This window comes from Paeniglutamicibacter kerguelensis (genome assembly GCF_017876535.1).
GTDB classification, from domain to species: domain Bacteria; phylum Actinomycetota; class Actinomycetes; order Actinomycetales; family Micrococcaceae; genus Paeniglutamicibacter; species Paeniglutamicibacter kerguelensis.
In genome coordinates this window covers 1,460,527-1,483,495 of sequence record NZ_JAGIOF010000001.1, presented here as the reverse complement: position 1 = coordinate 1,483,495, position 22,969 = coordinate 1,460,527, and the positions used below count along the sequence as shown (strand labels likewise).

General features: G+C 64.1%; 19 protein-coding genes and 1 pseudogene. 11 read left to right on the top strand and 9 right to left on the bottom strand.

The window, feature by feature from the left end:
* Nucleotides 1-266: 266 nt before the first annotated feature.
* The gene (locus JOF47_RS06650; RefSeq protein ID WP_209996796.1) at nucleotides 267-1,283 is read right to left on the bottom strand and encodes a helix-turn-helix domain-containing protein; all 1,017 of its coding nucleotides are present in this window, start codon (nucleotides 1,281-1,283) and stop codon (nucleotides 267-269) included.
* A gap of 819 nt (nucleotides 1,284-2,102) precedes the next feature.
* Here JOF47_RS06650 and pepN point away from each other — a divergent pair.
* A complete protein-coding gene (pepN, locus tag JOF47_RS06645) occupies nucleotides 2,103-4,781 on the top strand; it encodes an aminopeptidase N (protein ID WP_342592724.1) in 2,679 nt (892 codons plus the stop codon).
* A gap of 131 nt (nucleotides 4,782-4,912) precedes the next feature.
* Here pepN and JOF47_RS06640 read toward each other — a convergent pair whose 3' ends face one another.
* Nucleotides 4,913-5,347 carry a VOC family protein gene (locus tag JOF47_RS06640; RefSeq protein ID WP_209996792.1) on the bottom strand — a complete coding sequence of 145 codons (435 nt, stop codon included), beginning with the start codon at nucleotides 5,345-5,347 and terminating at the stop codon, nucleotides 4,913-4,915.
* A gap of 713 nt (nucleotides 5,348-6,060) precedes the next feature.
* Here JOF47_RS06640 and JOF47_RS06635 point away from each other — a divergent pair.
* On the top strand, nucleotides 6,061-6,339 hold the full coding sequence (locus JOF47_RS06635) for a fatty acid desaturase family protein (RefSeq protein ID WP_209996790.1): 279 nt from the start codon (nucleotides 6,061-6,063) through the stop codon (nucleotides 6,337-6,339).
* Nucleotides 6,340-6,741: 402 nt separating this feature from the next.
* Here the strand turns inward: JOF47_RS06635 and JOF47_RS06630 are convergent, their stop codons facing one another.
* Nucleotides 6,742-6,870, bottom strand: a complete 129-nt coding sequence (locus tag JOF47_RS06630; RefSeq protein WP_209996788.1) for a fumarate hydratase C-terminal domain-containing protein — start codon at nucleotides 6,868-6,870, stop codon at nucleotides 6,742-6,744.
* Nucleotides 6,871-7,369: 499 nt separating this feature from the next.
* Here JOF47_RS06630 and JOF47_RS06625 point away from each other — a divergent pair, with 499 nt between their 5' ends.
* Nucleotides 7,370-7,804, top strand: coding sequence for an Hsp20/alpha crystallin family protein (locus JOF47_RS06625; protein WP_245356286.1), 435 nt, complete (start codon nucleotides 7,370-7,372; stop codon nucleotides 7,802-7,804).
* A gap of 46 nt (nucleotides 7,805-7,850) precedes the next feature.
* On the opposite strand, the pseudogene JOF47_RS22545 reads toward JOF47_RS06625, so the two are convergent.
* A pseudogene (locus tag JOF47_RS22545) lies at nucleotides 7,851-8,039 on the bottom strand (protoglobin domain-containing protein); the annotation flags it as partial.
* 9 nt (nucleotides 8,040-8,048) lie between these two features.
* Nucleotides 8,049-8,201 (bottom strand): globin family protein, encoded by a 153-nt coding sequence (locus JOF47_RS06620; protein WP_209996786.1) that lies wholly within the window; start codon nucleotides 8,199-8,201, stop codon nucleotides 8,049-8,051.
* Nucleotides 8,202-8,354: 153 nt separating this feature from the next.
* Between JOF47_RS06620 and JOF47_RS06615 the strand changes: the two genes are divergently transcribed.
* Nucleotides 8,355-9,011 (top strand): dihydrofolate reductase family protein, encoded by a 657-nt coding sequence (locus JOF47_RS06615; protein ID WP_209996784.1) that lies wholly within the window; start codon nucleotides 8,355-8,357, stop codon nucleotides 9,009-9,011.
* 95 nt (nucleotides 9,012-9,106) lie between these two features.
* On the opposite strand, the gene JOF47_RS06610 is transcribed toward JOF47_RS06615, so the two are convergent.
* Nucleotides 9,107-10,207 carry an ABC transporter permease gene (locus JOF47_RS06610; RefSeq protein WP_209996782.1) on the bottom strand — a complete coding sequence of 367 codons (1,101 nt, stop codon included), beginning with the start codon at nucleotides 10,205-10,207 and terminating at the stop codon, nucleotides 9,107-9,109.
* On the bottom strand, nucleotides 10,204-11,724 hold the full coding sequence (locus JOF47_RS06605; protein ID WP_209996780.1) for a sugar ABC transporter ATP-binding protein: 1,521 nt from the start codon (nucleotides 11,722-11,724) through the stop codon (nucleotides 10,204-10,206). The genes JOF47_RS06610 and JOF47_RS06605 overlap by 4 nt, the downstream gene beginning before the upstream one ends.
* Nucleotides 11,725-12,015: 291 nt before the next feature.
* On the opposite strand from JOF47_RS06605, the gene JOF47_RS06600 reads away from it, so the two are divergent.
* The 4 genes from JOF47_RS06600 to JOF47_RS06585 all read left to right on the top strand — a co-directional run bounded on the left by JOF47_RS06600 (nucleotide 12,016) and on the right by JOF47_RS06585 (nucleotide 16,767).
* Nucleotides 12,016-13,086: a substrate-binding domain-containing protein gene (locus tag JOF47_RS06600; RefSeq protein ID WP_209996778.1), complete on the top strand. Its 1,071-nt coding sequence runs from the start codon at nucleotides 12,016-12,018 to the stop codon at nucleotides 13,084-13,086.
* 78 nt (nucleotides 13,087-13,164) lie between these two features.
* A complete protein-coding gene (locus JOF47_RS06595; RefSeq protein WP_245356285.1) occupies nucleotides 13,165-14,358 on the top strand; it encodes a Gfo/Idh/MocA family protein in 1,194 nt (397 codons plus the stop codon).
* 53 nt (nucleotides 14,359-14,411) lie between these two features.
* A complete protein-coding gene (locus tag JOF47_RS06590) occupies nucleotides 14,412-15,413 on the top strand; it encodes a sugar phosphate isomerase/epimerase family protein (RefSeq protein ID WP_209996777.1) in 1,002 nt (333 codons plus the stop codon).
* 115 nt (nucleotides 15,414-15,528) lie between these two features.
* Complete coding sequence (locus JOF47_RS06585) at nucleotides 15,529-16,767, top strand: ROK family protein (RefSeq protein WP_342592723.1); 1,239 nt, start codon at nucleotides 15,529-15,531, stop codon at nucleotides 16,765-16,767.
* Between the two features lie 359 nt (nucleotides 16,768-17,126).
* Here JOF47_RS06585 and JOF47_RS06580 read toward each other — a convergent pair whose 3' ends face one another.
* Both JOF47_RS06580 and JOF47_RS06575 read right to left on the bottom strand, forming a co-directional pair.
* The gene (locus tag JOF47_RS06580; RefSeq protein ID WP_209996774.1) at nucleotides 17,127-17,606 is read right to left on the bottom strand and encodes an anthrone oxygenase family protein; all 480 of its coding nucleotides are present in this window, start codon (nucleotides 17,604-17,606) and stop codon (nucleotides 17,127-17,129) included.
* Nucleotides 17,603-18,445, bottom strand: coding sequence for a Rossmann-fold NAD(P)-binding domain-containing protein (locus JOF47_RS06575; protein WP_209996772.1), 843 nt, complete (start codon nucleotides 18,443-18,445; stop codon nucleotides 17,603-17,605). Before JOF47_RS06575 ends, JOF47_RS06580 begins: the two co-directional genes overlap by 4 nt.
* 80 nt (nucleotides 18,446-18,525) lie before the next feature.
* Here JOF47_RS06575 and JOF47_RS06570 point away from each other — a divergent pair, with 80 nt between their 5' ends.
* The 3 genes from JOF47_RS06570 to xylB all read left to right on the top strand — a co-directional run bounded on the left by JOF47_RS06570 (nucleotide 18,526) and on the right by xylB (nucleotide 22,853).
* Nucleotides 18,526-19,668 (top strand): AraC family transcriptional regulator, encoded by a 1,143-nt coding sequence (locus tag JOF47_RS06570; protein WP_209996770.1) that lies wholly within the window; start codon nucleotides 18,526-18,528, stop codon nucleotides 19,666-19,668.
* A gap of 512 nt (nucleotides 19,669-20,180) precedes the next feature.
* Nucleotides 20,181-21,371 carry a xylose isomerase gene (xylA, locus tag JOF47_RS06565; protein ID WP_209996768.1) on the top strand — a complete coding sequence of 397 codons (1,191 nt, stop codon included), beginning with the start codon at nucleotides 20,181-20,183 and terminating at the stop codon, nucleotides 21,369-21,371.
* Between the two features lie 6 nt (nucleotides 21,372-21,377).
* Nucleotides 21,378-22,853, top strand: a complete 1,476-nt coding sequence (gene xylB / locus JOF47_RS06560) for a xylulokinase (protein ID WP_209996766.1) — start codon at nucleotides 21,378-21,380, stop codon at nucleotides 22,851-22,853.
* Nucleotides 22,854-22,969 lie beyond the last annotated feature (116 nt).

The window sequence follows — 22,969 nt, the reverse complement described above, 5'->3', positions numbered from 1 at the left end:
TAGGACGATTTCCCTGAGTAGTCGCGCAGAGGCCAGACCACAGCTGGAGGCACGACTTCGGGAATGGCTTGGCATACAAGGGTTACTCGTAGTCCAAGCCATTTTGTCCTGACGGAAGTCGCTGCCTACTGTCATTTGCCGCGCCGCGAACAAAATCCAAGGCCAAAATCATTGCGGCGCACGGATGAATCCTTCGTGTTTGCGTCGACCGAAAGCAGTTCACAGGACAACGCCTCGGTTCGTTATGTGCGAGCCGTCGGTAGGCCTCACAGCTCCGCAAGTGGAGTATCCAACATCCAGGCAAGCGAAGTCCCGTCGACGCGTCCTTCGCGCATTCCCTTTAGATGTGCACTGAAGAGGTCAAAGGGAATCCGGGGGGAACGATAAGCTCTTGCCCTGTTATGGCTCAGGCAGTCGGGATCTTGCCAGACCAGAAGCTGCAATGTCCCCTCGTCGGCGTGAACCAGCGCCGGGCCCCTGCGTATGCCAAGTCCATCCAGCCTTCGCATCAGGGCCTTGGCCGAGACTCCGGACTCCCAGAGGAAATTTGCAAGTTCTCGCGGAGTCTGTCGATCCCAGTCGATCTTGAGCAACCGCTCGGCGGGCATCAATAGGGCCAATGCAAACTCGTTTGGCCAGTTGGCGGGTTCTAGGCCTCGCTGGCCAATGACTGATTGCCGTCCACTCAGCAATTCTCCGAGTTCACGTGCAAGCACCAAATTGGCTTGGTACCAGGCACCGGTAGCGCGCACCACAATGTATGTCAGGTCTCTGTTGCGCATGGCGCGGGCATCAAAGTCTGGTCCTTCTGCAGCCACGAATACACCAACGCCATAGCATCCTTCGATCGCAGCCGGGAGATCGTGAACGAAGGGAAAGTCGAGAAGCTCACTGAGGTCTCTTGCGACAATGCCAGCCGCCGATTCCGGCGTTATTTCAGGATCCAAATGCGGAATCGAACCAGTGGTAAGTCCGACTTCCCGATACGCCCCCGCAGGAAATGCAACCGTTTCCGCAATTTGGTCGCGACGCCAAGGGACTGGATCCATCGATTCGTCCACGTAGCTATCGGGACGCGGATCGCCGGTGATCAACCATCCCAGGGAAACTTCCAGTACATTTGCGAGCCTCGCAAGTTCCCCCGCATTGAAGTTCCGCTGTCCATTGAGCGAACGACTCAGGGCGTCCGTGCTCATGCCGATCTCGCGGGCGATTAACGACTGGTTCAATCCGCGCTGACTCGATCGTATGGCGTCTTTCACGCGCAACCGGATCTCATCCATGGGCCATCGCCTTCTTCATTTGTGTACTGCCTCCGACACCCAAAGCCGCCTTGCCGCGTGTCGACTAGTCACGGCGTATTCAGCATTGCTTACCCGCAGGCTGCCTGTAAAGATGCGAGTAGGGAGGAGTAGGGACCACAAATGGAATGCCGGCAGCGAAACGTTTCCCAACTCGTGTTTAAGCACGTCTCACCTTCAAGTTTGCGCTGAGGGGCACTCCCTACTTGAGCCCGCTCCGATAGGGGGTGCCCGAAGCACACCCGCGCTATTGTCCATGCTCCGCGCTCGCCGTTCGTGGGGTTTGAAACCAACACTCCTCGTAACCTTCAACGCGCGCCATTCGGGTCCTGAAACGCTTTTGACCGGCCCGAACGGAATTCGACAGTTCGCACGCATGTACGCGTCTTGAGGCGCCTTCTGAAATGACTACTGGAATCGGGATTCCCCGACCAGAAAAATTCCGGCCGCACCATGAGCAGCAGACCGCAAGGGCTGGTTGGCACAACCCGTGAGAAGGGCAGGAGCCAAGGCCCGCTAAGCCATCGCGCTCAACCGGCCGGGCATGCCCTTTCCCGGAGCCTGCCCCACTGAGCTCTGGTCCCTCTCCGTCAAGGAAACTCCCACCTCAACATCACGACGAGAGGGACGCCGCAACCACGGTTCCCCACGTTTCTCACCGTTGTCCCCCGGCTACCTGGAACCACGCCTCGCGTCCCCCGCTTCACGTCTATGACACCGCGCGACGCAACATGGTGGCGTATTTGCGACAATTTTGCCTCGCAATATTGTCAAGCGCTCCTTTCATGTTTCAATGGTCTGGTGGATCAGTTACAGAGAATCTCCGGCCCGAACGAAAACCTCTCCCGCGATGAAGCGGCATGGCGCGCGCAGACCCTTGACGTGCATTCCTATCAGGTGAAACTAGACCTTTCGGAGGCCCGCGATGCCTCGGTGACCGGCTACAGGTCCACCACCACGATCGTGTTCTCCGCCGAGGAAACGACCGAAACCTTCGTGGACTTCATCCACGAATCCATCCGTTCCATTACGCTCAACGGCGTGGCTGTCGACCCCGCAACTGCCGTGACCGGTTCCCGCATTTACCTCGAAAACCTGCTCCCGGGTGAGGACTCCCCCAACACGCTTGTTGTCGACGGCACGGCTTACTACTCGCGCAGCGGCGAGGGCCTGCACCGTTACGTCGACCCGGCCGACGGCCTGACATATTGCTACACGCAGTTCGAGCCCTCCGACGCCCGCCGCGTCTACGCCAACTTCGAGCAGCCGGACCTGAAAGCCCCATTCACCTTCACGGTGCGCGCGCCCCGGGAATGGCACGTAGCCTCCAACCAGTCGGCCTCCGGTGTCGAAGAGCACGGGGACGGCACCGCGACCACCAACTTCGCCCCGACCCTGCCGATCTCCACCTACATCACCGCGGTGCTTGCCGGGCCCTACTTCGTGGCCACCGACAGCTACTCCCGCACGCTGTCCGACGGCAGCGAACTGGTCATCCCGTTGAACGCCACCTGCCGCGCCTCGATCGCCACGCACTTCGACGCGCAAAACATCTTGGACCTGACCAAGACCGGACTCGACTTCTTCCACGAGCTCTTCGACTACCCCTACCCGTGGGGCAAATACGATTCGGCGTTCGTGCCGGAGTACAACCTTGGCGCCATGGAAAACCCGGGCCTGGTCACGTTCACGGAGGGCTACGTCTTCACCTCGCGCGCAACCGAGGGTCAGCACGAGACCCGCGCGAATACCATCATGCACGAGATGGCCCACATGTGGTTCGGCGACCTTGTCACCATGAGCTGGTGGGATGACCTCTGGCTCAAGGAGTCCTTCGCCGACTACATCGGCACCCTGGCCAACGACGAGGCCACGGAGTTCTCCACCGCCTGGATCACCTTCGCCAACCGCCGCAAGGGCTGGGCCTACGTCGCGGACCAGCTGCCCACCACGCACCCGATCGTCGCCGACATCACCGACCTCGAAGCCGCCAAGCAGAACTTCGACGGCATTACCTACGCCAAGGGCGCCTCGGTGCTCAAGCAGCTCGCCGCCTACGTCGGCGCCGAAGCGTTCCGCGACGCCTCGCGCAAGTACTTCCGCGTCCACGAATTCTCCAACACCTCGCTGAAGGATTTCCTTGCGGTTCTCGAGGATGCCTCGGGACGCAACATGGACTCCTGGGCCGATGCCTGGCTGAAGACGGCCGGCGTCCCGGTGCTGGGCATCGAACTCACCGAATCAGAGGGGCTGGTCACCGCGGCGCGGCTCACCCAGTCCGGCATCGACCCGCTGACCAACACCCCGATCACCCACCCGCACGTGCTCAACGTCGGCCTCTTCGACCTGGTGGACGGCGAGCTGACCCGCACCGCCAGCCACGCGGTGGAACTCACCGGAACCGGGGTCGCCCTCGACTTCCTGGCCGGCGAACGATGCCCGGATCTCATCCTGCCCAACGACGGCGACGCCACCTACGCCATGGTCGCGTTCGATGAACGCTCCCTGGAAACGCTCCTGGGCCACCTGGGCACGCTCGGGGATCCGCTGGCGCGCGCCAGCTGCTGGGCCGCGCTGTGGAACATGGTCCGCGATGCAAGGCTTGCGGCCACGGACTTCCTCGCCGCAGTCCGCGCCCACGCCGAATCGGTCACCGAGGTCTCGGTCTTCGCCTTCCTGCTTGAACAGGCCAACACCGCAATCGGACAATACCTGCCACCCGAATTGCGGGCCGACGAACGCCAGGCGCTTGCCGACGCGCTTGTCACCTGGCTGGACCGGGCAAATCCGGGCAGCGACGCGCAGATCGCAATGGCCCGCGCGCTGGCGAAGCTGGCCCGCGGCCACGTGGCCACCGACGTCGTGGATTCGCTGCTGGCAGGTGAACCGCGCTGGGATTCCCTGGTTGTCGACGAGGACCTGCGCTGGGCCCTGTGGCAGGCAAAGGCCGCCACCGGACGCCTCGACGAGGCAGCGCGTGCAGCCATGGAAGCGGACGCGGCGGCACATCCGTCCGCCGTTGCAACCTCCGGCCGCCTGCTGGCGCTGGCGGCCCGCCCCGACGCGGCGGTGAAGGCCGCGGCATTCGGGGCGGTCATCTCCGGCCACGACGCCAACGGCGCGGCGTTGTCCAACGAGGCGATCAGCGCAACCGCCGCGGGCTTCCAGCTCGGCGGCCACGAGCTGCTCGATGCACACTACGCCGCCTACTGGCCGTCCCTCGAGGACATCTGGGAAACGCTGACCATGGGCCTGGCCACACGCGTGATCCGCGGGCTCTTCCCAGCCTCGCAGAACCTTGGCGACGCGAAGGTCCACCCCGTGGTGCTGGAAGTCGACTCTTGGCTTCAGGAGCACCCGGCCGCCCCGCGGGCGCTGCGCCGGATCCTGCTGGAAGAGCGCGACGCACTGGTGCGTTCGCTGGCGGCCCAGCGTCTCTGCGTTGGCCATGTATTGCACGCGCTGGAGTCCGCACGCTAGATTCGGAGCGGACCAAACATCGCGTGCACTAAGCACATGGTGCCTTAGTCACAGGCACCGATGTCGGGGTGGCGGGATTCGTTCCGCCGCCCCGACTGCGTTCGGACAGGCTCCTCTTGGCGCCGGCGGGCTCAGGAAATACAGAACTCGTTGTCCTCCGGGTCGGCCATGGCGTACCAGGTGAACGGCCCCTGGTTCCCCGCATACAGGAAGCGGGCCCCGCGCGCGATCAATTGCTCGCGCTGCACATCCTTGTCCGTGCCCGGGTGCAGGTCCAGATGCATGCGGTTCTTCACGGTCTTGGGCTCGGGCGCCCGCTGGAAGACCATGCGTTGCCGCGGCATCTGCCCCACCTGGTCCACCGGGCAGATCCCGGCGCCGATCCTCCAGACAAGCTCCCCGTTGAAGTCCATGGTGTCGGCCTCGGAGGCCTGGCCGGCGTCGACCATTTTCCTGATGAAGCCCGGCTCGATCGGCTCAACCGTCCAGCCGAGCGTCTGCGCCCACCATGCGGCCTGCGTGTGCGGATCGGTGCAATCGAGGGTGACCTGTATCGATAAATCCATGGGCCCACGCTATGGCGGCACCGGCGTGGATTCAAGGTTTGGGAGACCTTTCGTTCCGTTCGCGCATTCCTTGAATTGAAGGCCCCGCAAGCCGATGATGAGAAGTAGCAACGAATTGAACGGAAGTCAGCAACATGCGTGGAAGCAGCCTTATTTGGACAATTGTGGGCGTTCTTGCGGTCATTGCCTTGGTGATCTGGATCGTTTCAGCGATCTAGGTGCCTTCTCCAAGCAGTTACAAGGAAGACCGGCCATATCTGGAGATGCTGAAATACGTAGGGTGCGGCATCACTTGTCCCCCCAAGTCTTTCTGCCCATGACAGGAATCGATGACGACTGACATTTTTACATGTTCTCAGCAGAGCGCTCGCAAGGTCGACCTTGCCGCGACCGGATGAACGTGCTCATGTCCCAGGTTTTTGGAAATGGAACATCGCTGGTCGGCAGTGCAAAAGACCTCTGCGGAATCAAATAGGACGCAGCAGGTCCTGCTTCAAAAAGGCCATCCCCGCTGCAACATTTGGAACAGATTTCCGCAACGATCGGACCCCATTGGGAGTTCGTAGGCTGATCCCCCACCGTCGCACCCGGAAGCCAAATATCCAGCAGTTAGATACTGTCAATTTCTCTGCTGGGTGGTGTATTTGCACTGAATCACATCGGGATGCCAACAGTCCCCTCCGGTGTAAATATTGATTTTCTGCGCAGGCTAGGTGAATTTGTCCCGAAACATCAAAGACGGGCCGCTGGTGCGGTTCCTGATGGGTGGCCTGCGATACCAGATCGAGCACTATCTTTTCCCGGTGGCTCCACGGCCCAGCCTTCCTGCATTGCGGAAGCTGGTCCGCGAGTACTGTTCCCAATACGACATCCCGTACACCGAAAGGACCCTGTGCGACGCCTCCACCACAGTGGTGACATACCTGAACCAGATCGGGGTGAAGAACCGGGACCCGTACGTCTGTCCACTGGTGCAGAGATACCGCGGGTGAGGGAGCAACCGGTTACAGCGCCTAGCCATGATTGGATCCGCAGGATATCGAGAGTGGAACCCGCACAATGAAAGTCGCCATACAGGGTGCCGCGTGTGTAGCGTCCGGCATCTGTGGTTTCATTGCTCCCAAGGTTTTCCCGAACCGAGAGGAAATCGGTGGAATCGTGGAACTCCTTGGCCCGAACCCACCGCAGACCGAAGGGGACGTTGCCCGGGAGACAGAGTAACTGTGCCCATCAGGAACAGTCCAAATCGAGGAGCACCCGATTCCGGCTCGACAACTAGGTGAAGTACCGCACTGGCTCCTGTTTGCGCGCGACCAGCTGCTTGGCGATAACGTTCAGCTGGATCTCGTTGGTGCTCTCGCCGACGACTATCGAAAGGACGACGCGGGCTCCGTTTAGTACACGGGAAGGTCCGTGAAGTAGTCCGACAGCTGCTCGCCACGGTCGACCATATCTTGCCGCCGGGCGTGGGCGATATCACGGGCGAAGATCGTGGTGCCGGACAACGCCGACCGGCCGTCCACCTCGCAACCTGCGATTCACTGTCGTTTCAAGTACGGTCGTGTTTCCCATAAAAATGGTGCCCCTCGCTCATCTCAGTAGAAGTCTGGATGGCGTGAAACTGCTGGCGTTCTGTGATTGGTCGATGTCAAGCCTCATCAGTTGCCGGTGAGGAGAACGCCGGGAAAAGCTTGGATTTTGTTGTCGGAAAACAATGGTGCGCCAACGAACGCTGCAATCCATAGCCAGGGCCGTGGAGAGCGCGGCGGCCAGGAGTCATAGCCTGCTCGATGGATTCGTATGATTCGCCCTCGGACACCCGTGGTTTGCGAAGAGATCCACGAGGTCTGTACGCGGAAGGCCGTCATCGTCCAGAATTGCCTCGACGAACACCGCAGCTTCGTCTGGCCGGCATCTTCCGGAGGCCAGGATCGCGGAGTAGGCTGTTTGCATTGTCGGGATTTCCGGCCCGATGTGGTCGCGACCGCGTCTGCCTCACTTGGAGACACCGGAGGCCCGGCGATGAGGAGCGGAGGCGTTGTCATGGCTGGTTTCGGAAAGACTGGACGCTTTGAGCTGCCGGACCCCGTTCGGCGGCTCTTTGAAGGTGATTGGGATTCGCCGTGGCCAAGGGTGGAGGAATACCGGGATGGCGAGGCAATGGTTGTCCGGGCTGAGCTGCCCGGCATAGATCCGGACCAAGATGCCGATGTCTCAATCAGCAACGGCGTCCTGACCATTAAGGTCGAACGGCGTGAGGAGCTGGAGCACAAAGAGAAGAGCGGGTACCGCTCCGAGTTCCGGTACGGGTCATTTTCCCGGAGTATTCCGCTGCCAGCTGGCTGCCATGAGGATGAGGTTCGGGCATCCTATAGGGATGGCGTATTGCAGATCCGGGTTCCGTGCCCCGAAGAAGGCCAAACAGCATCATCGAAGGTGCGGATCGACAGGGAATAGCCGTCGTAATCCCGTCGGTCTCGTCCTTGTGGGGCGGCAGGTACCTGCGGCCGATCTCCTCGGCGTATGCCAGCCAGTGGATGTCACACGGCCTCCGACAAGTATCAAGGATCCACCCTCCAAATCTGGGCCTGACCCGATTGAGATAGTCGGGCAACGGTTCTCCGACCGGAGTCCAGGAATTGGCAAGAAGTTGGGGATCGGCGCCAACGAAGCCATACCAGATGTCGAGGATTGCCTCAATTTAGTGCGCCAACACGCCCCCGGCCCGGGACGAGGCCGCTACGTCAGCATCAGTGAACAATACGTTTGCTTTCATTTCCGCCAGATCGATCTCGGCGACCGGGGAACGCCCTGCGCAGCCGTAGCCGTAGCCGGGAATTTCATTCGTGGTCATTTCATCGCTCCAAATCGGTGCGAACCGTCTCCACTCCGGTGTGCTGAAAGTCCTACGGAGTCAACGCGGCCCCCGGGCACTACCGGTCGCGGCGTCCGCGGGCATATGCTGAGCTCGTCCAGACCAATCCAGCATCATCTATCGAGCCCCGCCATGAGCAAGCTACGCGTCCACAACTTTTGCATCTCACTCGACGGCTTTGGAGCCGGTCCCCGCCAGAACCTCGAGCACCCGATCGGCGTGGGCGGCAACGCATTGCACCGGTGGATCTTCGACACCGCCTACGGCAGGTCGATGATCGGTAAAAGCAACGGCAGCACCGGGCTGGATGACGGGATGCTGCGCGACGGCGATGAAAACATCGGGGCAACGATCATGGGCCGGAACATGTTCGGCCCCGTCCGCGGCCCCTGGGATTCCGACGACGACGCGCGCACGTGGCGTGGCTGGTGGGGCCAGAATCCCCCGTACCACCATGAGGTGTTCGTACTGACCCACCACGCCCGGGAACCGCTGGCCATGGACGGCGGGACCACGTTCCACTTTGTGACCGGCGGCCCGCTGGTGGCCCTCGAGCGCGCCACGCAGGCGGCGGCGGGGGCCGATGTCCGGGTGGCCGGGGGCGTGGGCACTGTGCGTGACTACATCGCCCGCGGCCTCATCGACACCCTGCACCTGGCACTGATCCCCGTGCTTCTGGGCACCGGGGAACGCCTCTTCGAAAACGACTGGAACGCCGCGGGCTACCAGTGCACGGAATTCGAGCCCAGCGACGAGGTCATCCACGTGCAGTTGGAGCGCCAAGGCTAGCCCGCAGGTCCTGGCCACAGCCGCATGGCAGCGGCCGGCTCCCCCAAGAGAATGCCGACAGTTGCCATGCGGTGCGGGAACCGGGTGCCGCGGGGCTAGGCGCCCGCAGGAGCCGGCGCCGGGGGAACCGCCTTCTTGGTCGGGCGGTTGGCAAAACGCTGCTGCAGCATGACGGCCCCGACGATGATGGCGCCCTTGGCGATCGCCTGCACCGAGGTTGACATGTTGTTCTGCGTGAACACGTTGGACAGCGTGGAGAAGATCAGCACACCGAGCACGGTGCCCATGATGCTGCCGCGGCCGCCCACCAGCAGGGTCCCGCCGACCACCACGGCGGCGATCGCATCGAGCTCGATGAGCGTGCCGTGGGTGGAGGTGCCGGCGGTGGTGCGCCCGAGCATCATGACCCCGGCGATGCCCGCCGTCAGCCCGGTCAGCGCGTACAGGTACATGGTGTGGCGCTTGACGTTGATGCCGGCCAGTCGGGAGGCGTCGACGTTGCCACCAATGGCCACGGTGCGGCGGCCAAAGGTGGTGCGGTTCAGCAGGAACCAGCCGCCGGCCACCACCAGGGCGAAGATCCAGATCAGCACCGGGATGCCGAGCAGGCTGCCGGCAAACACCGCCTTGAACCCGTTGACGTTGACGATCTGGGTGGTGCGGTTGGCCAGCAATTCGGCCAGCCCCCGGGCACCCACCAGCATGGCCATCGTGGCTATGAACGCCACCACGCCGCCGTAGGCCACCACGAACCCGTTGATGAACCCCGCCGCGACCCCCACCAGCAGCGCCACCAGCACCATCACGATCCAGTGGGAGTCCTTGGCGAAGGCCTGCACCCAGGACAGCGTGGCCACCACGGTGCTCAGGCCCATGACCGAGCCGACCGACAGGTCGATGCCGCCGCCGGTGATCACGAAGGTCATGCCGATGCTGATCACGCCGATCACCGAGGCCAGGCGCAGGATCACCAGCAGGTTGCCCACGCTGACAAAGCGGTCGCCCGCGGTGAGGAAGCCGATGAGCACCAGGCCCAGCAGCGCGATGACCAGGCCGATGGAGCGCGTCATCGACCCTCCGGAGAGGCGGGAAAACACGCTGCCGGGTTTCGCCGGCCCGCCGTGGCTGCCGGCAACCCCGGCTGCGGCGGGAGGGGGTGCGTCGACCGTCTCGACGGCGCTGTCGTTCTCGCTCATGCTGCGGATCCTTTCATGACCATGTCGAGCACCCCGTGCTCGTCGATGGCGTCTGCGGGTGAGGTGTGGAGGACACGGCCTCCGGCTATCACGAGCACCCGGTCGGAGAGACCAAGCACCTCGTCGATTTCGCTGGAGACCACCACGACGGCCGTTCCGTCGTCGGCGAGTTGGCGCACCAAGGCATAGATTTCGGCGCGGGCACCGACGTCCACGCCGCGGGTCGGCTCGTCCAGCAAGAGCACCTTGGTGCCGTGGACCAGCCAGCGCGCCAGCAGGATCTTCTGTTGGTTGCCGCCGGAAAGCGTGCGCGTGACCCGGTCGGGGTCCGCGGGGCGCAGTTCCAGCGACACGAGCTGCTCGCGGGCGACCGCCCGTTCCGCCTTCTCGTTGAGCCGTCCGCCCTTGGCCCAGCGGACGAAGCTGGCAAGCGTGACATTGCGGTAGATCGGTTCGTCGAGGATCAGGCCCTGGCTCTTGCGTTCCTCGGGCGAGAGCCCCATGCCCGCCTCGACCGCCGATCCGACCGACCCCGGCTTCACCGCGACCCCGGAAACCGTGACGGAGCCTTTGGAGGACTTCCGGGCCCCGTAGATGGTCTCGAGGATTTCCGACCGTCCGGATCCCACCAGGCCGGCAAGGCCCACAATCTCCCCCGCGTGGACCTGCAGGTTGACGTCCTCGAAGACCCCCGGCAGGGCCAGCTCCCTCACGTCCAATACCACGGGCGCGCCGTCCTCCAGCGGGGTGGCCGCGGGGAACACGTTGGCCACGTCCCGGCCGGTCATCAGCTTGATCAACTCGGCGGTGGGCGTGGCGTCCACCGGAAGGTTCGTGGCGACGGTGCGCCCGTCCTTGAGCACCGTGATGCGGTCTCCGATTTGGTGGATCTCTTCAAGCCTGTGTGAAATGTAGATCACTGCGATGCCGGCCGCGCTGAGGTCGGTGACAACCCGGAACAGGTTCTTGACTTCGTCGCTGTCCAGGACGGCCGAGGGTTCGTCCATGATGATCAGCTTGGTGTCGTGCGACAGGGCGCGGGCCATGCTCACGATCTGCTTGTTGGCCGCGGAGAGCGTGCCGACCTCTGCCGTGGCGGAAATGTTGCCGTGGCCCAGCCTCGCCATCAGCTCCCTGGCACGCCTGTTGGTCATCCGCCGGTCGATGACACCGGCCTTGGCATGTTCGTGGCCCAGGAAGATGTTCTCCGCGACGCTCAGCCCGTCGACGACGTCCAGCTCTTGGTACATCGTTGCGATGCCCAATCCCAGGGCCGCCACGGGGTTGGCGATCGAGATCGGCTCGCCATGCCAGTGGATTTCCCCGCTGTCGGGCTGGTGCGTCCCGGAGAGCGTCTTGATGAGGGTGGACTTGCCTGCCCCGTTCTGGCCGAGCACGCAGTGCACTTCCCCGGGCAGCACTTCAAGGTCCACGCCCTTGAGCGCCTGGACGCCGGAGAATCCCTTGGTGAGTGAGCGAACTGTCAGCAGAGGTCCGCCATTGACTACATTGGTCATAGAGGCAACATAACAGCAAGAACTCCAATTTGCACCAGTTGTTTTCCAGAGAATTCCACGTAAACCTGCACATTCTGGTTTGTTTGTTCCGTGCGGATTCCGTCGTAATTCTCGTGATACTTTCCGTCTGAATCCCTAGCAAACTGAAAATTTGCCTGATATGTTGCTTCACACGTCAAAGTGGACACCGAGACCCATTTGGTTGGTCTCAGCCGGATGAGCACCTCCGCCGCGGCGACTCGTAAGCACTTGCACAGAACACTTGCGTTTTATCAACTTGGAGGAAACAACATGCGCCACACACGATCACGACGTCACCGGATACTGCTCGCCTCGGGCGCGATGCTGGCCGTTGCGGGACTTCTCACCGCATGTACGCCCGGAGAGACCGACCCCGCAGCCGGCGGCAGCGGCGGAGCCAGCAGCGACGCCGGAACACCGGCAAGCCCGGAGGCGGCCAAGCCCGGCGAAAAGGTCACGATCGGGTTCTCCGGCCCCGCAGCCGACCACGGCTGGATGGGCGCCATCAACAGCGCGGCACTCAAGTCCGCCAAGGGATTCAGCGACGTCGAACTCGTGGTCGCCGAGGGAACCAACGACGCCAGCCTGCAGATCAGCCAGATTGAAACCTTCATCAACAACAAGGTCGACGCCATCGTCATGCTGCCCACCGACGGTGCCGCCCTGACCGACGTCGCCATCAAGGCCATGCAGGCCGGCATTCCCGTGGTCAATGTCGACCGCGAATTCAGCAGCAATTTTGCCGCCCGCACCACGGTCCTGGGCGACAACTACGGCATGGGCGTCAGCGCCGGCACCTACATCTGTAACGAACTGGGGGGCAAGAAGGACGCCGTCGTCGCGGAGATCGCCGGCATCGACAGCCTGCCGCTGACCCAGGACCGCAGCCGCGGCTTCAAGGAAGCGCTCGGCGACTGCGGGCTGACGGTTTCCAACCGCGTTGCCGCCGACTTCACCGTCCAGGGCGGCGAGGCCGCAACCTCGCAGCTGCTCGCATCGGCCCCGAAGCTGGACGCCGTGTGGAACCACGACGACGACCAGGGCATCGGCGTACTGGCCGCCATCACCGCCGCCAACCGCAACGAGTTCTTCATGGTCGGCGGGGCCGGTTCCAAGAACGCCATGGAATCGATCAAGGCCGGCGACAGCGTCCTGCGCGCAACCGTCATCTACCCTTCCACCCAGGCCGCCGACGGAATCGCCATGGCACGCCTGATCGCACTGGGCCTGCCGGCGACCGACTTTGTCACCCAGGGCGTCCCGAACCGAGTGGTGCTTGACGCCCCGGTCGTCACCAAGGAAAATGTCGACACCTACATCGGTGCCGCCTTCGATTCCTGATCCATTTCCCGCGGTGCCCGCGATCCTGCGGGGCGCGGGCACCGCACCACCCCCCGTAATCTTCAAGAAAGGTTAGACATGACTGACAGCTCCCCCCGCTTGCGGGTGGCCATGATCGGCGCCGGATTCATGGGTGCCGCCCATTCGCAGGGCTGGCGTGTGGCTCCCCGGTTCTTTGAGCTCCAGGCACACCCGGAAATGGCGTTGCTGGTCGGCCGGGACCACGGCCGCACCGAGGCCGCCGCGCAAAAATGGGGCTGGGGAGAGGTGTCCACCGATTGGCGCGAGGCAATCCTGCGGGACGACATCGACATCGTCGACATCGTAACGCCCGGCGATTCCCACGCGGAGATCGCCATTGCCGCGCTCGATGCGGGCAAACACGTGCTGTGCGAAAAGCCCCTGGCCAACACCGCGGAGGAAGCCCGGGCCATGGCCGCCGCGGCGGAGCGGGCCGCGGCGCGCGGAATCTACGCCATGGTGGGCTTCACCTACCGCCGGGTGCCCGCCGCCACGCTGGCCCGGGACCTCGTGGCCCAGGGACGGCTGGGCGAGATCCGGCAGGTCCGCGCCAGCTACCTGCAGGACTGGCTCATGGACGAGGACGGCCCGCTGAGCTGGCGCCTGCAGAAAAACCGCGCCGGCTCGGGCGCGCTGGGAGACATCGGGGCCCACGCGGTGGACCTCGCCCAATACATCACCGGTTCCAGCCTGTCCTCGGTCAGCGGCACGATGGAGACGATCATTGCCGAGCGCCCGGTCCTTGCCGAATCCAGCGGGCTCTCGGGCACCGCTGGGCGGGAGCGCGGCACGGTTACCGTCGATGACCTGGCGCTATTCACCGGCCGGTTCGGCGCCACGGACACCACCTCCGGCTTCCTCGGGTCCTTCGAGGCCACCCGCTTCAGCACCGGGCGCAAGAACGCGCTGCGCATCGAAGTCTCGGGCTCCAAGGGGGCGCTGGGCTTCGACCTCGAACGGCTCAACGAACTCCAGTTCTTCGACGCCACCGCACCTGGCCAAACCCAGGGATTCAGCACCATCCTTGTCACCGAACCCGGGCACCCCTACGTGGATGCCTGGTGGCCGGCCGGGCACATGCTGGGCTACGAGCACGGCTTTTCCCACCAGGCCCGGGACTTCATCCAGGCTGTCGCCGCCGGCACCCAGCCGACGCCGTCGTTCGCCGACGGCCTGCAGGTCCAGCAAGTGCTCGACGCCGTCGAACGAAGCGCCGCCGCAAACAGCGTCTGGACCGCCGTCGCCAACTGACCCGGCCAACACCCATCCACCACAACACACCCATTGCCACCGAGGAGACCGAAATGACCCGCCCCATCACCTTGTTCACCGGCCAGTGGGCCGACCTGCCGCTGGAAGAAGTTGCCGCGCTCGCCTCCGGGTGGGGCTACGACGGCCTGGAAATCGCCTGCTGGGGCGACCACCTGGACCCCTGGCGCTGGGACGACGACCAGTACGTGGCCGACAAGCTTGCCCTGCTCGCCAGATACAACCTGAAGGTCTACGCGATCTCCAACCACCTCAAGGGCCAGGCCGTCTGCGACGATCCCATCGACCAGCGCCACTGGGAGATCCTTTCGGATACGGTGTGGGGCGACGGGGACCCGGAGGGCGTGCGCCGCCGGGCGGCGGAGGAAATGAAAAACACGGCCCGCCTGGCGGCGAAACTCGGCGTGGACACCGTCATTGGATTCACCGGATCCAGCATCTGGAAGTACGTGGCCATGTTCCCGCCGGTTTCCCAGGACGCAATCGACGCCGGCTACCAGGACTTTGCCGACCGCTGGAATCCCATCCTCGACGTGTTCGACGAGGTTGGCGTGCGCTTCGCCCACGAGGTGCACCCCAGCGAAATAGCCTACGACTACTGGACCACCAAGCGCACCCTGGAGGCCATCGGGCACCGCAAGGCGTTTTGCCTGAACTGGGACCCCAGCCACTTCATGTGGCAGCAGCTCGACCCGGTGGATTTCATCCTGGAGTTCGCCGACCGCATCATCCATGTCGACTGCAAGGACGTGAAGCTGCGCCTCGGCAACGGCCGCAACGGCGTGCTGGGATCCCACCTGGCCTGGGCGGACCTGAACCGGGGCTGGGACTTCGTCTCCACCGGCCGCGGCGACGTTCCCTGGGAGGCAAGCTTCCGCGCGCTGAATTCGATCGGCTACGACGGGCCCATCTCCGTCGAATGGGAGGACGCGGGCATGGACCGGCTGCTCGGCGCCCCGGAGGCGCTGGCCTTCGTAAAACGTAACGCCTTCGCCGCACCGGTGGCCGCGTTCGACTCGGCCTTCAAAGCGCAATAAAATTAGGCACCCTATGCGGTTAAGATTCTGCGCCCGGCCTGCACGTGTGAACGATGCAGCTGCCGGCCCACACAGTGCAAGCGTTGTTTCAAGCGAGTCCAGAGAGGTGATCTGAGTGTCGGTTTCCGATTCCGCAGTGGCTCCAACCGCGCGCACGGGCAGCAATCTGGACAACGTCCGTCGAAGCAACCTGGCCGCGGTGCTGGGCATGGCGCATACGCAACGCCGGGTGTCCCGTGCGGAAATCACCAGGGCGACGGGCCTGAACCGTTCCACCGTCGGCGGCCTCGTGGCCGAGCTGGTGGAGCTCGGGCTCGTCGAGGAGCAAGAGCCGGGTTCGACCCACCACGCGGGGCGGCCCAGCCCCATCATCGTCCCGCGCGAAGACGTCGTGGCCATCGCGGTCAACCCGGAGGTCGACGCCGTGACCATCGGCCTGGTCTCACTGTCCGGCAAGGTGCTCAAGCGGATCCGCTACGACACCGCCCGGGTCCCGACCCCGGAGGAGGTCGTCAACATCGTTGCGGCGGTTGTCGCGGGGATGGCCGGGGAACTGCAAAGTTCCTTCCGGACGGTCGGCGTCGGGCTGGCCGTTCCAGGTTTGGTCCGCGAACAGGACGGCGTGGTTGTGCTGGCCCCGCACCTTGCCTGGCACAACGTGCCGCTTGCCGGAATGCTCGGCACGGCGCTCGGGCTTCCGGTGGCGGCGGCGAACGACGCTTCCACGGGCCTCATGGCGGAATCCCTCTTCGGTGCCGGCCGCGGGGTCCGCGACCATGTCTACCTCAATGGAGGTGCCAGCGGCATCGGCGGCGGCATCGCCGTCGAGGGCAAGCTCCTCAAGGGGGCCAGCGGTTTCGCCGGCGAGTTCGGCCACACCCTGGTCAACTCCGCGGGCAAGCCGTGCCATTGCGGCGCCCATGGCTGCCTGGAAACCGAAGTGCGGCAGGAGCAGCTGCTGGCAACTCTGGGACTGGGAAAGTCCGGGCTCGAGGAGCTGGAAAGCGCGCTCCTTGCGCAAGTTTCCCGTCCGGGGGGCCCCGATGTCGAGGTCCTCGAGGTGGTGCACCGGCAGATGGAATTCCTCGCCGACGCGCTGCGAGGAACCGTGAACATCTTCAACCCGGAACTCATCATCTTTGGCGGATTCCTGGGCACCCTGTACTCGGCCGATCCGCAGCGGATGGCCCGGTTGGTGAAATCCCGGGCGCTGGCGGGGCCGAGCGAAGACGTCCGCTTCGCAAGGGCCGAGCTGGGAGCCGACCTGCTCCTGGTGGGCGCGGCCCAACTGGCCTTCGCGCCGTTCCTGGCCGACCCGGCCAGCATCCTGGCCACCGCGGGTGCGTCTGCCTAGGAATCCTCAGGGAAAGGGACTCCCCGAGCAGCATCCCGAGCCCGGGGAGTCCCTGCGATTGCTCCGGTGTCGACGGTGAAATCATGCGGATCCAACCGGTGATGTCGTCGGAGCATTTGATGGCGCGGCGAACGGTTGAACGGGCAACCGCAATGAGTTCGGCAATTTCCGCCGTCGCGCGGCTTCCCGTTTCGTGGAGGGCGCCCGGGCGTTGAAGGGGAAGCGGCCCACGGCACGGGCAACCCATGCATTCTTCCGGGCTGTGGGGACTGGCAATTGGTGGATACGCGCGCGAAACCGGCGAGCAGTCCAGCCATGGCTTTGCAAGCATCGGTTACCGTTCCCCTGCCCCGCGGAAATCAGGCCGATCTTGAAAGCGACTCCACGAGAAGGATCGTTGCGGCTATCGCAGCCGATCCGCGTACAAGGTTTGATCTGCTCCAGCTACGGTCAAAGGCCATCCATTGAGCTGCGGATTCCAGCGAGTCAGGGGCTACCCGGGCGATGGTGTTGTTGAGGGGAACGTTGCGCGCGACGGTGACGCCGAACGAGACGAGGGCCAAGGCTGCGCCGGCAAAGCGGTTTGAAGCTGTCCCACCTGTGGTTAGGTCCGCAACAAGCACGCCGGCGGAGGCTGCCGCACCGCCGAAGAAAACGGCCATAAAGGGCTTTCGAACTGCACTGTCATTGATACGTTGCATCGCAGTAACTGATTCAGCTGCAGGCAGGGTTCGAAGTGCTGGCATGACAATCACCGTAAAGGCAAAGTAGACCCCTCCCGCGACGCCGGCGCAGACAGCAGAAGCGGCCGTCAGGGCGGTTATGATCGTGTTGCTCATGCGCTTGCCTTGATACGTGGGCTCCAGATGCCGAGCGCGGCAACGCGGCGGGCATACTCGGTGAAGTCCGTCCCGGGCCGGCCAAGAGCCCTTTCCAGATCGTCGGTGACAGAGGCATTGCGCCCATCGAGGATCGACTCGAATAGCTCAGCGAGGGGTCGAGCATCCTGATGCGGGATGCCATCCAAGGCTACGTCGGCCACGAACTCCTCGGCCGTGCTGGGGGCGTATTCAATGTGCCGTCCGGTCGCCGCTGAGATCTCGTCCGCCACATCTAGCATGGACAACAACCGAGGCCCGGTCACTTCGTAGACGGCCCCCGCGTGCCCTTGCTCGACAAGCGCCGCGCTTGCGACCTCGGCAAGATCGTCAAGATCGATGAAAGGTTCCAGCACATCGCCCGCCGGCAGGACGAGTCGACTCCGAAGGACGGGACCGAGCAGAAAATGCTCACTGAAATTCTGGGCGAACCACGAGGATCGGATGATCGTCCATTCCGCAACCGTATCCTGCACGGCCCTTTCGCTCACGAGAGCTCCCTTTTCCCCGCGGCCCGAGAGCAGCACCAGGCGATTCACGCCCAGCTTGCGCGCCTGTTCGGCGAACTCGCCGATTAGCTCCGCCACGCCGGGAAAGGCCAGATCCGGCGAATAGCAAACATAGGCAGCCGAAGCTCCGTGGAGCGCGGTGTCCCAGGTTGAGCGGTCCTCCCACGACCACGGATTCTTTCCCTGTCTGGAAGCGACCCGCGTCTGGATGCCGCGGTTGTGTAGACGGCGAACGATTCGGCGGCCCGTGCGACCAGTACCGCCAAGTACAAGCACATCTGTATTAGTCATGACACCAGTCAACTGCATCAATCCCGCACTATGAATATCTCTATGATGCAAATCCATACGTGGTCGTCTAGGTTTATGGCATGGATCCACTGACTCGCCTCTTGGACGGCCCCCGGGCGCGCAGCGCCTTTGCGCTCCGGATGGTCATGTCGCCCGGTTGGTCCATTCGTGTGCAGGACCAAGCGCCCCTGACTGTCATGGCCATGATGACGGGCAGTGCATTCTTGGAAGCCGACAACGACCGATTCCCACTGAACAAAGGCGACATTGCTGTCGTCCGAGGCACAGCCCCCTACATCGTGTCCGATGATCCCGAACGCGACCCGGATGTGGTCATTCATCCCGGGCAACGGTGCACTTCCCCTTCCGGGGAAGATCTCCACCCGAGCCTGACCCACGGAATACGAACTTGGGGCAATGACTCCTCCGGGGCAACGACGATGCTCATCGGCACCTACGAAACCAACACCGAGGTAGGTGCGGTCGTCACAAACGCTTTGCCCCGAGTGGCTATCGTCCCGTCCGGGAACGTCAGCCAGTCCCTGCTCGGTTTCCTCGAAGGTGAAATTACCACCGAGGCACCGGGGCAAGGCAGCGTCATCGATCGGCTGCTCGACGTGCTTCTCGTCCACTCGATCCGCGCATGGGCCAGGCTCCACCCAGAAACCGCACGAGGCTGGCTTGCCGGCGGCAACGACCCTATCGTCGCCAAGGCACTGACTTTTTTCCACGAATCGCCCGCAGATTCTTGGAGCCTTGAATCACTCGCACAGCGTCTCAACGTGTCCCGGGCAACCCTCGCGAGTCGGTTCCGCGCCATAGTGGGCGAACCGCCCATGACCTACCTGACGAACTGGCGGATGCTACTCGCCAGTGAACTACTTGCCGAACCCCATCTCACAACCGCACAGATCGCATTCAAGGTCGGGTATGGCAGCCCCTTTGCGTTGAGCACGGCTTTCAAGAGACGATTCGGGATGAGCCCGACGCGATACCGCGACCGGACCTATCCAACAATTGCCGCTCCGGCGAGCTTCTCCCCACCGGCGCATCCCCCCTTACATGAGAACCAGCGCAAGCCGTCCGCTGGTGCCATTAACGGAGGCCCTCCGGCCGCCTACGCTAGTCACTTGCGTGGACCGTTCCCGGTCCGCACTCCGGTTCAGGTGGCAGCACTACCGCTGGGTGCAAAGGTTCAGATCGACACGGTTGTGGGACCTTAGCGCACATGAGCTCAGCGTCCCTCCTCCCTACGGGATTGGTGACGTTTAGAGCAAAGTTGTTCGGATCAGGGCTGTAATCCACGTGCTGCGATTACTCACCCTCTGACCCCCACTCGCAGCCTCAAATTCTGTCGACGGCACCACTGCCCGCGGCCGGTGGCTATCGGTTTGCCGGCCGACACATGCAGTTCAGGAGTACGCACTACCGGCTGCCTGGCGCCCCAATGGCGGTTCCGCGCCCGCCACCGGCTCTTGCATTGACCCACCTGGTTCTCCCTGCGCACGCGTTGAACACTCCGCCTGACATTGTTCACGCATGCCCTCTTCACCATTTTGCGAATTGCACAACATAAACTCTCCCTCATGTCCCCCGCTGAATTTCCCTTGAACGTGCACAATTTTTGTCTGAAGGTTGCTGCCACGAAAAGGGGTTGACATCGGCATCTTTTCTAATATGTTTGGACACAGAACTTATTGGAAAATGAACACCCGAAGATACAAGGAGCAACACCATGGCGCTTGAACCCACCCGCGACGACAAATTCTCCTTCGGGCTCTGGACCATCGGCTGGGAAGCGCAGGACCAGTTCGGTTCCGCGACGCGCCCGCCGCTGGACGTGGTGGAGGCCGTGAACAGGCTTTCCGATCTCGGCGCCTACGGAATCACGTTCCACGACGACGACCTGTTCCCGTTTGGCTCCTTCCCCACCGCGCGCCGCACGCAGATCAAGCGTCTCAAGGGTGCCCTAGAGTCCACAGGCATGGTCGTTCCAATGGTCACCACAAACCTGTTCAGCCATCCCGTCTTCAAGGACGGCGGGTTCACCAGCAACGACCGCGACGTCCGCCGGTTCGCCCTGCGAAAGGTCCTGGAGAACATCGATCTGGCCGCCGAGCTGGGCGCCGAAACCTTTGTCATGTGGGGCGGGCGCGAGGGCAGCGAATACGACGCCGCCAAGGACGTCCGCGGCGCGCTGGCGCGCTACCGCGAGGCGGTGAACCTGCTCGCCGGGTATGTCACCGACAACGGCTACGACCTCCGCTTTGCGATCGAGCCCAAGCCCAACGAACCACGCGGCGACATCCTGCTCCCGACGGTCGGTCACGCCCTGGCCTTCATCGAGACCCTGGACCGACCGGAAATGTTCGGTGTCAACCCGGAAACCGGGCACGAGCAAATGGCCGGCCTGAACTTCACCCACGGGATCGCCCAGGCGCTGGACCGCGGCAAGCTCTTCCACATCGACCTCAACGGACAGCGCGGCGTGAAGTTCGACCAGGACCTCGTCTTCGGCCACGGCGACCTGCAAAACGCCTTCTCCCTGGTGGACCTGCTGGAGAACGGCGGCCCCGGCGGCTCCCAGGCCTACGCCGGCCCGCGCCACTTCGACTACAAGCCTTCCCGCACCGAGGACTTCGACGGCGTCTGGGACTCCGCGGCCGCCAACATGCGCACCTACCTGCTCCTGAAGGAACGCGCGGCGGCGTTCCGGGCCGACCCGGAGGTGAAGGCCGCCCTGGCAATCTCCAAGGTCGAGGAAATCAACGTCCCCACCCTGAACCCGGGCGAGGGCCACGCAGAACTGATCGCCGACACGTCCTCCTACGAGGAATTCGATGCCGACGCCTACATGGGCGGCAAGGGCTTCGGCTTCGTGAAGCTGCAGCAGCTGTTCATCGAACACCTGCTCGGCGCAAGGTAGGCACCCGTGGGGCTCGTGGCCGGGATCGATTCCTCGACCCAAAGTTGCAAGGTCGCGGTGCTTGATTCGGGCACCGGCGCCCTGGTCCGCTCCGGCAAGGCCGCCCACCCGGACGGGACGGAAATCGACCCATCCCTGTGGTGGGAGGCCCTGCTGGAGGCCGTTGCCGATGCCGGCGGGCTGGAGGGAGTTTCGGCGCTTTCGGTGGCCGGGCAACAGCACGGCATGGTGCTGCTGGACGCCTCCGGAAACGTGTTGCGGCCGGCCCTGCTCTGGAACGACACGCGCTCCGCCCCGGCCGCGAACGACCTTGTCGCAGAGCTCGGCGCCGCCGAGCTGGCGGCCCGCTGCGGCTCGGTGCCCGTTGCCTCGTTCACCATCACCAAGCTGCGCTGGGTCAGGGACAACGAGCCGGGGATCGCCCGACGGGTTGCGGCGGTGGCGCTCCCCCACGACTGGCTGGCCTGGCGGCTGCGCGGCTACGGCCCCGCCGGCCACGGCCCGCTGGGCCCGGACCTGGAAGAACTCACCACCGACCGCTCGGATGCCAGCGGCACCGGATACTGGTCGCCGCGGCTCGAAGACTACGACGTGGAATTGTTCGGGCACGCATTCGGCCGCGCCGCCCGCGTGGCATCGCCCGGTCGCTTCCGGCAGGACGACGGCCACGTCATCCTGCCCCGGGTCGCGGGGCCCGCGGAAACCACTGGCACCATCCACCCGACCCATGCCGGCGGCTTCGACGGCATCCGACTCGGCGCGGGAGCGGGAGACAATGCCGCCGGCGCACTCGGCCTGGGGGCCATGTCGGGCGACGTGGTGGTCTCGCTCGGGACCAGCGGCACCGTCTACGCCGTGACTGATTCCCCTGGCGCCGATGACACGGGAACCGTTGCGGTTTTCGCCGATGCCTCAGGCGCCTACCTGCCCATCTCCGTGACGCTGAATGCCGCCCGGGTCCTCGGAACCACCGCTTCCCTGCTGGGGATCGACCTGGAGCGCTTCTCGGAACTCGCGCTGGCCGCGGAACCAGGCAGCGACGGCGTCGTGCTGGTCCCCTACTTCGAGGGCGAGCGGACACCGAACCTGCCCGACGCGACGGCAAGCTTCCACGGACTGTCGCTGGCCTCGACCACCCGGGAAAACGTTGCCCGGGCCGCGGTCGAGGGCATGCTCTGCTCTCTGGCCGTCGGACTGGACGCGATCCTCCGCCAAGGGGTTACGGCCAAACGGCTCTTGCTCATCGGCGGCGCCGCCCAAAGCCCGGCGGTGCAGGCGGCCACTGCGCAGGTTTTCGACGTTCCGGTCCAGGTTCCGGCGCCCGGTGAATATGTTGCGCGTGGCGCAGCGGTCCAGGCCGCCTGGGCATTGTCCGGCATCCGGCCCGAATGGCCGCACCCCGGTCTGGCCGCACCCGAGCCCGACCACCGCCCGGCCATCCGGGAACGGTACAACACCGCGGCCGAGGGCATTCGGTTCTGATTTCCTGGTGGTGATCCTGTGGTTGCCGTGCAGGCCACCGACATGCGCGAGGGCGAAGCCAACGAGGTCGGGCGATGCGCTGCCGGACTTTTTCTGTTCCAGAGTGGGCGGCCCGG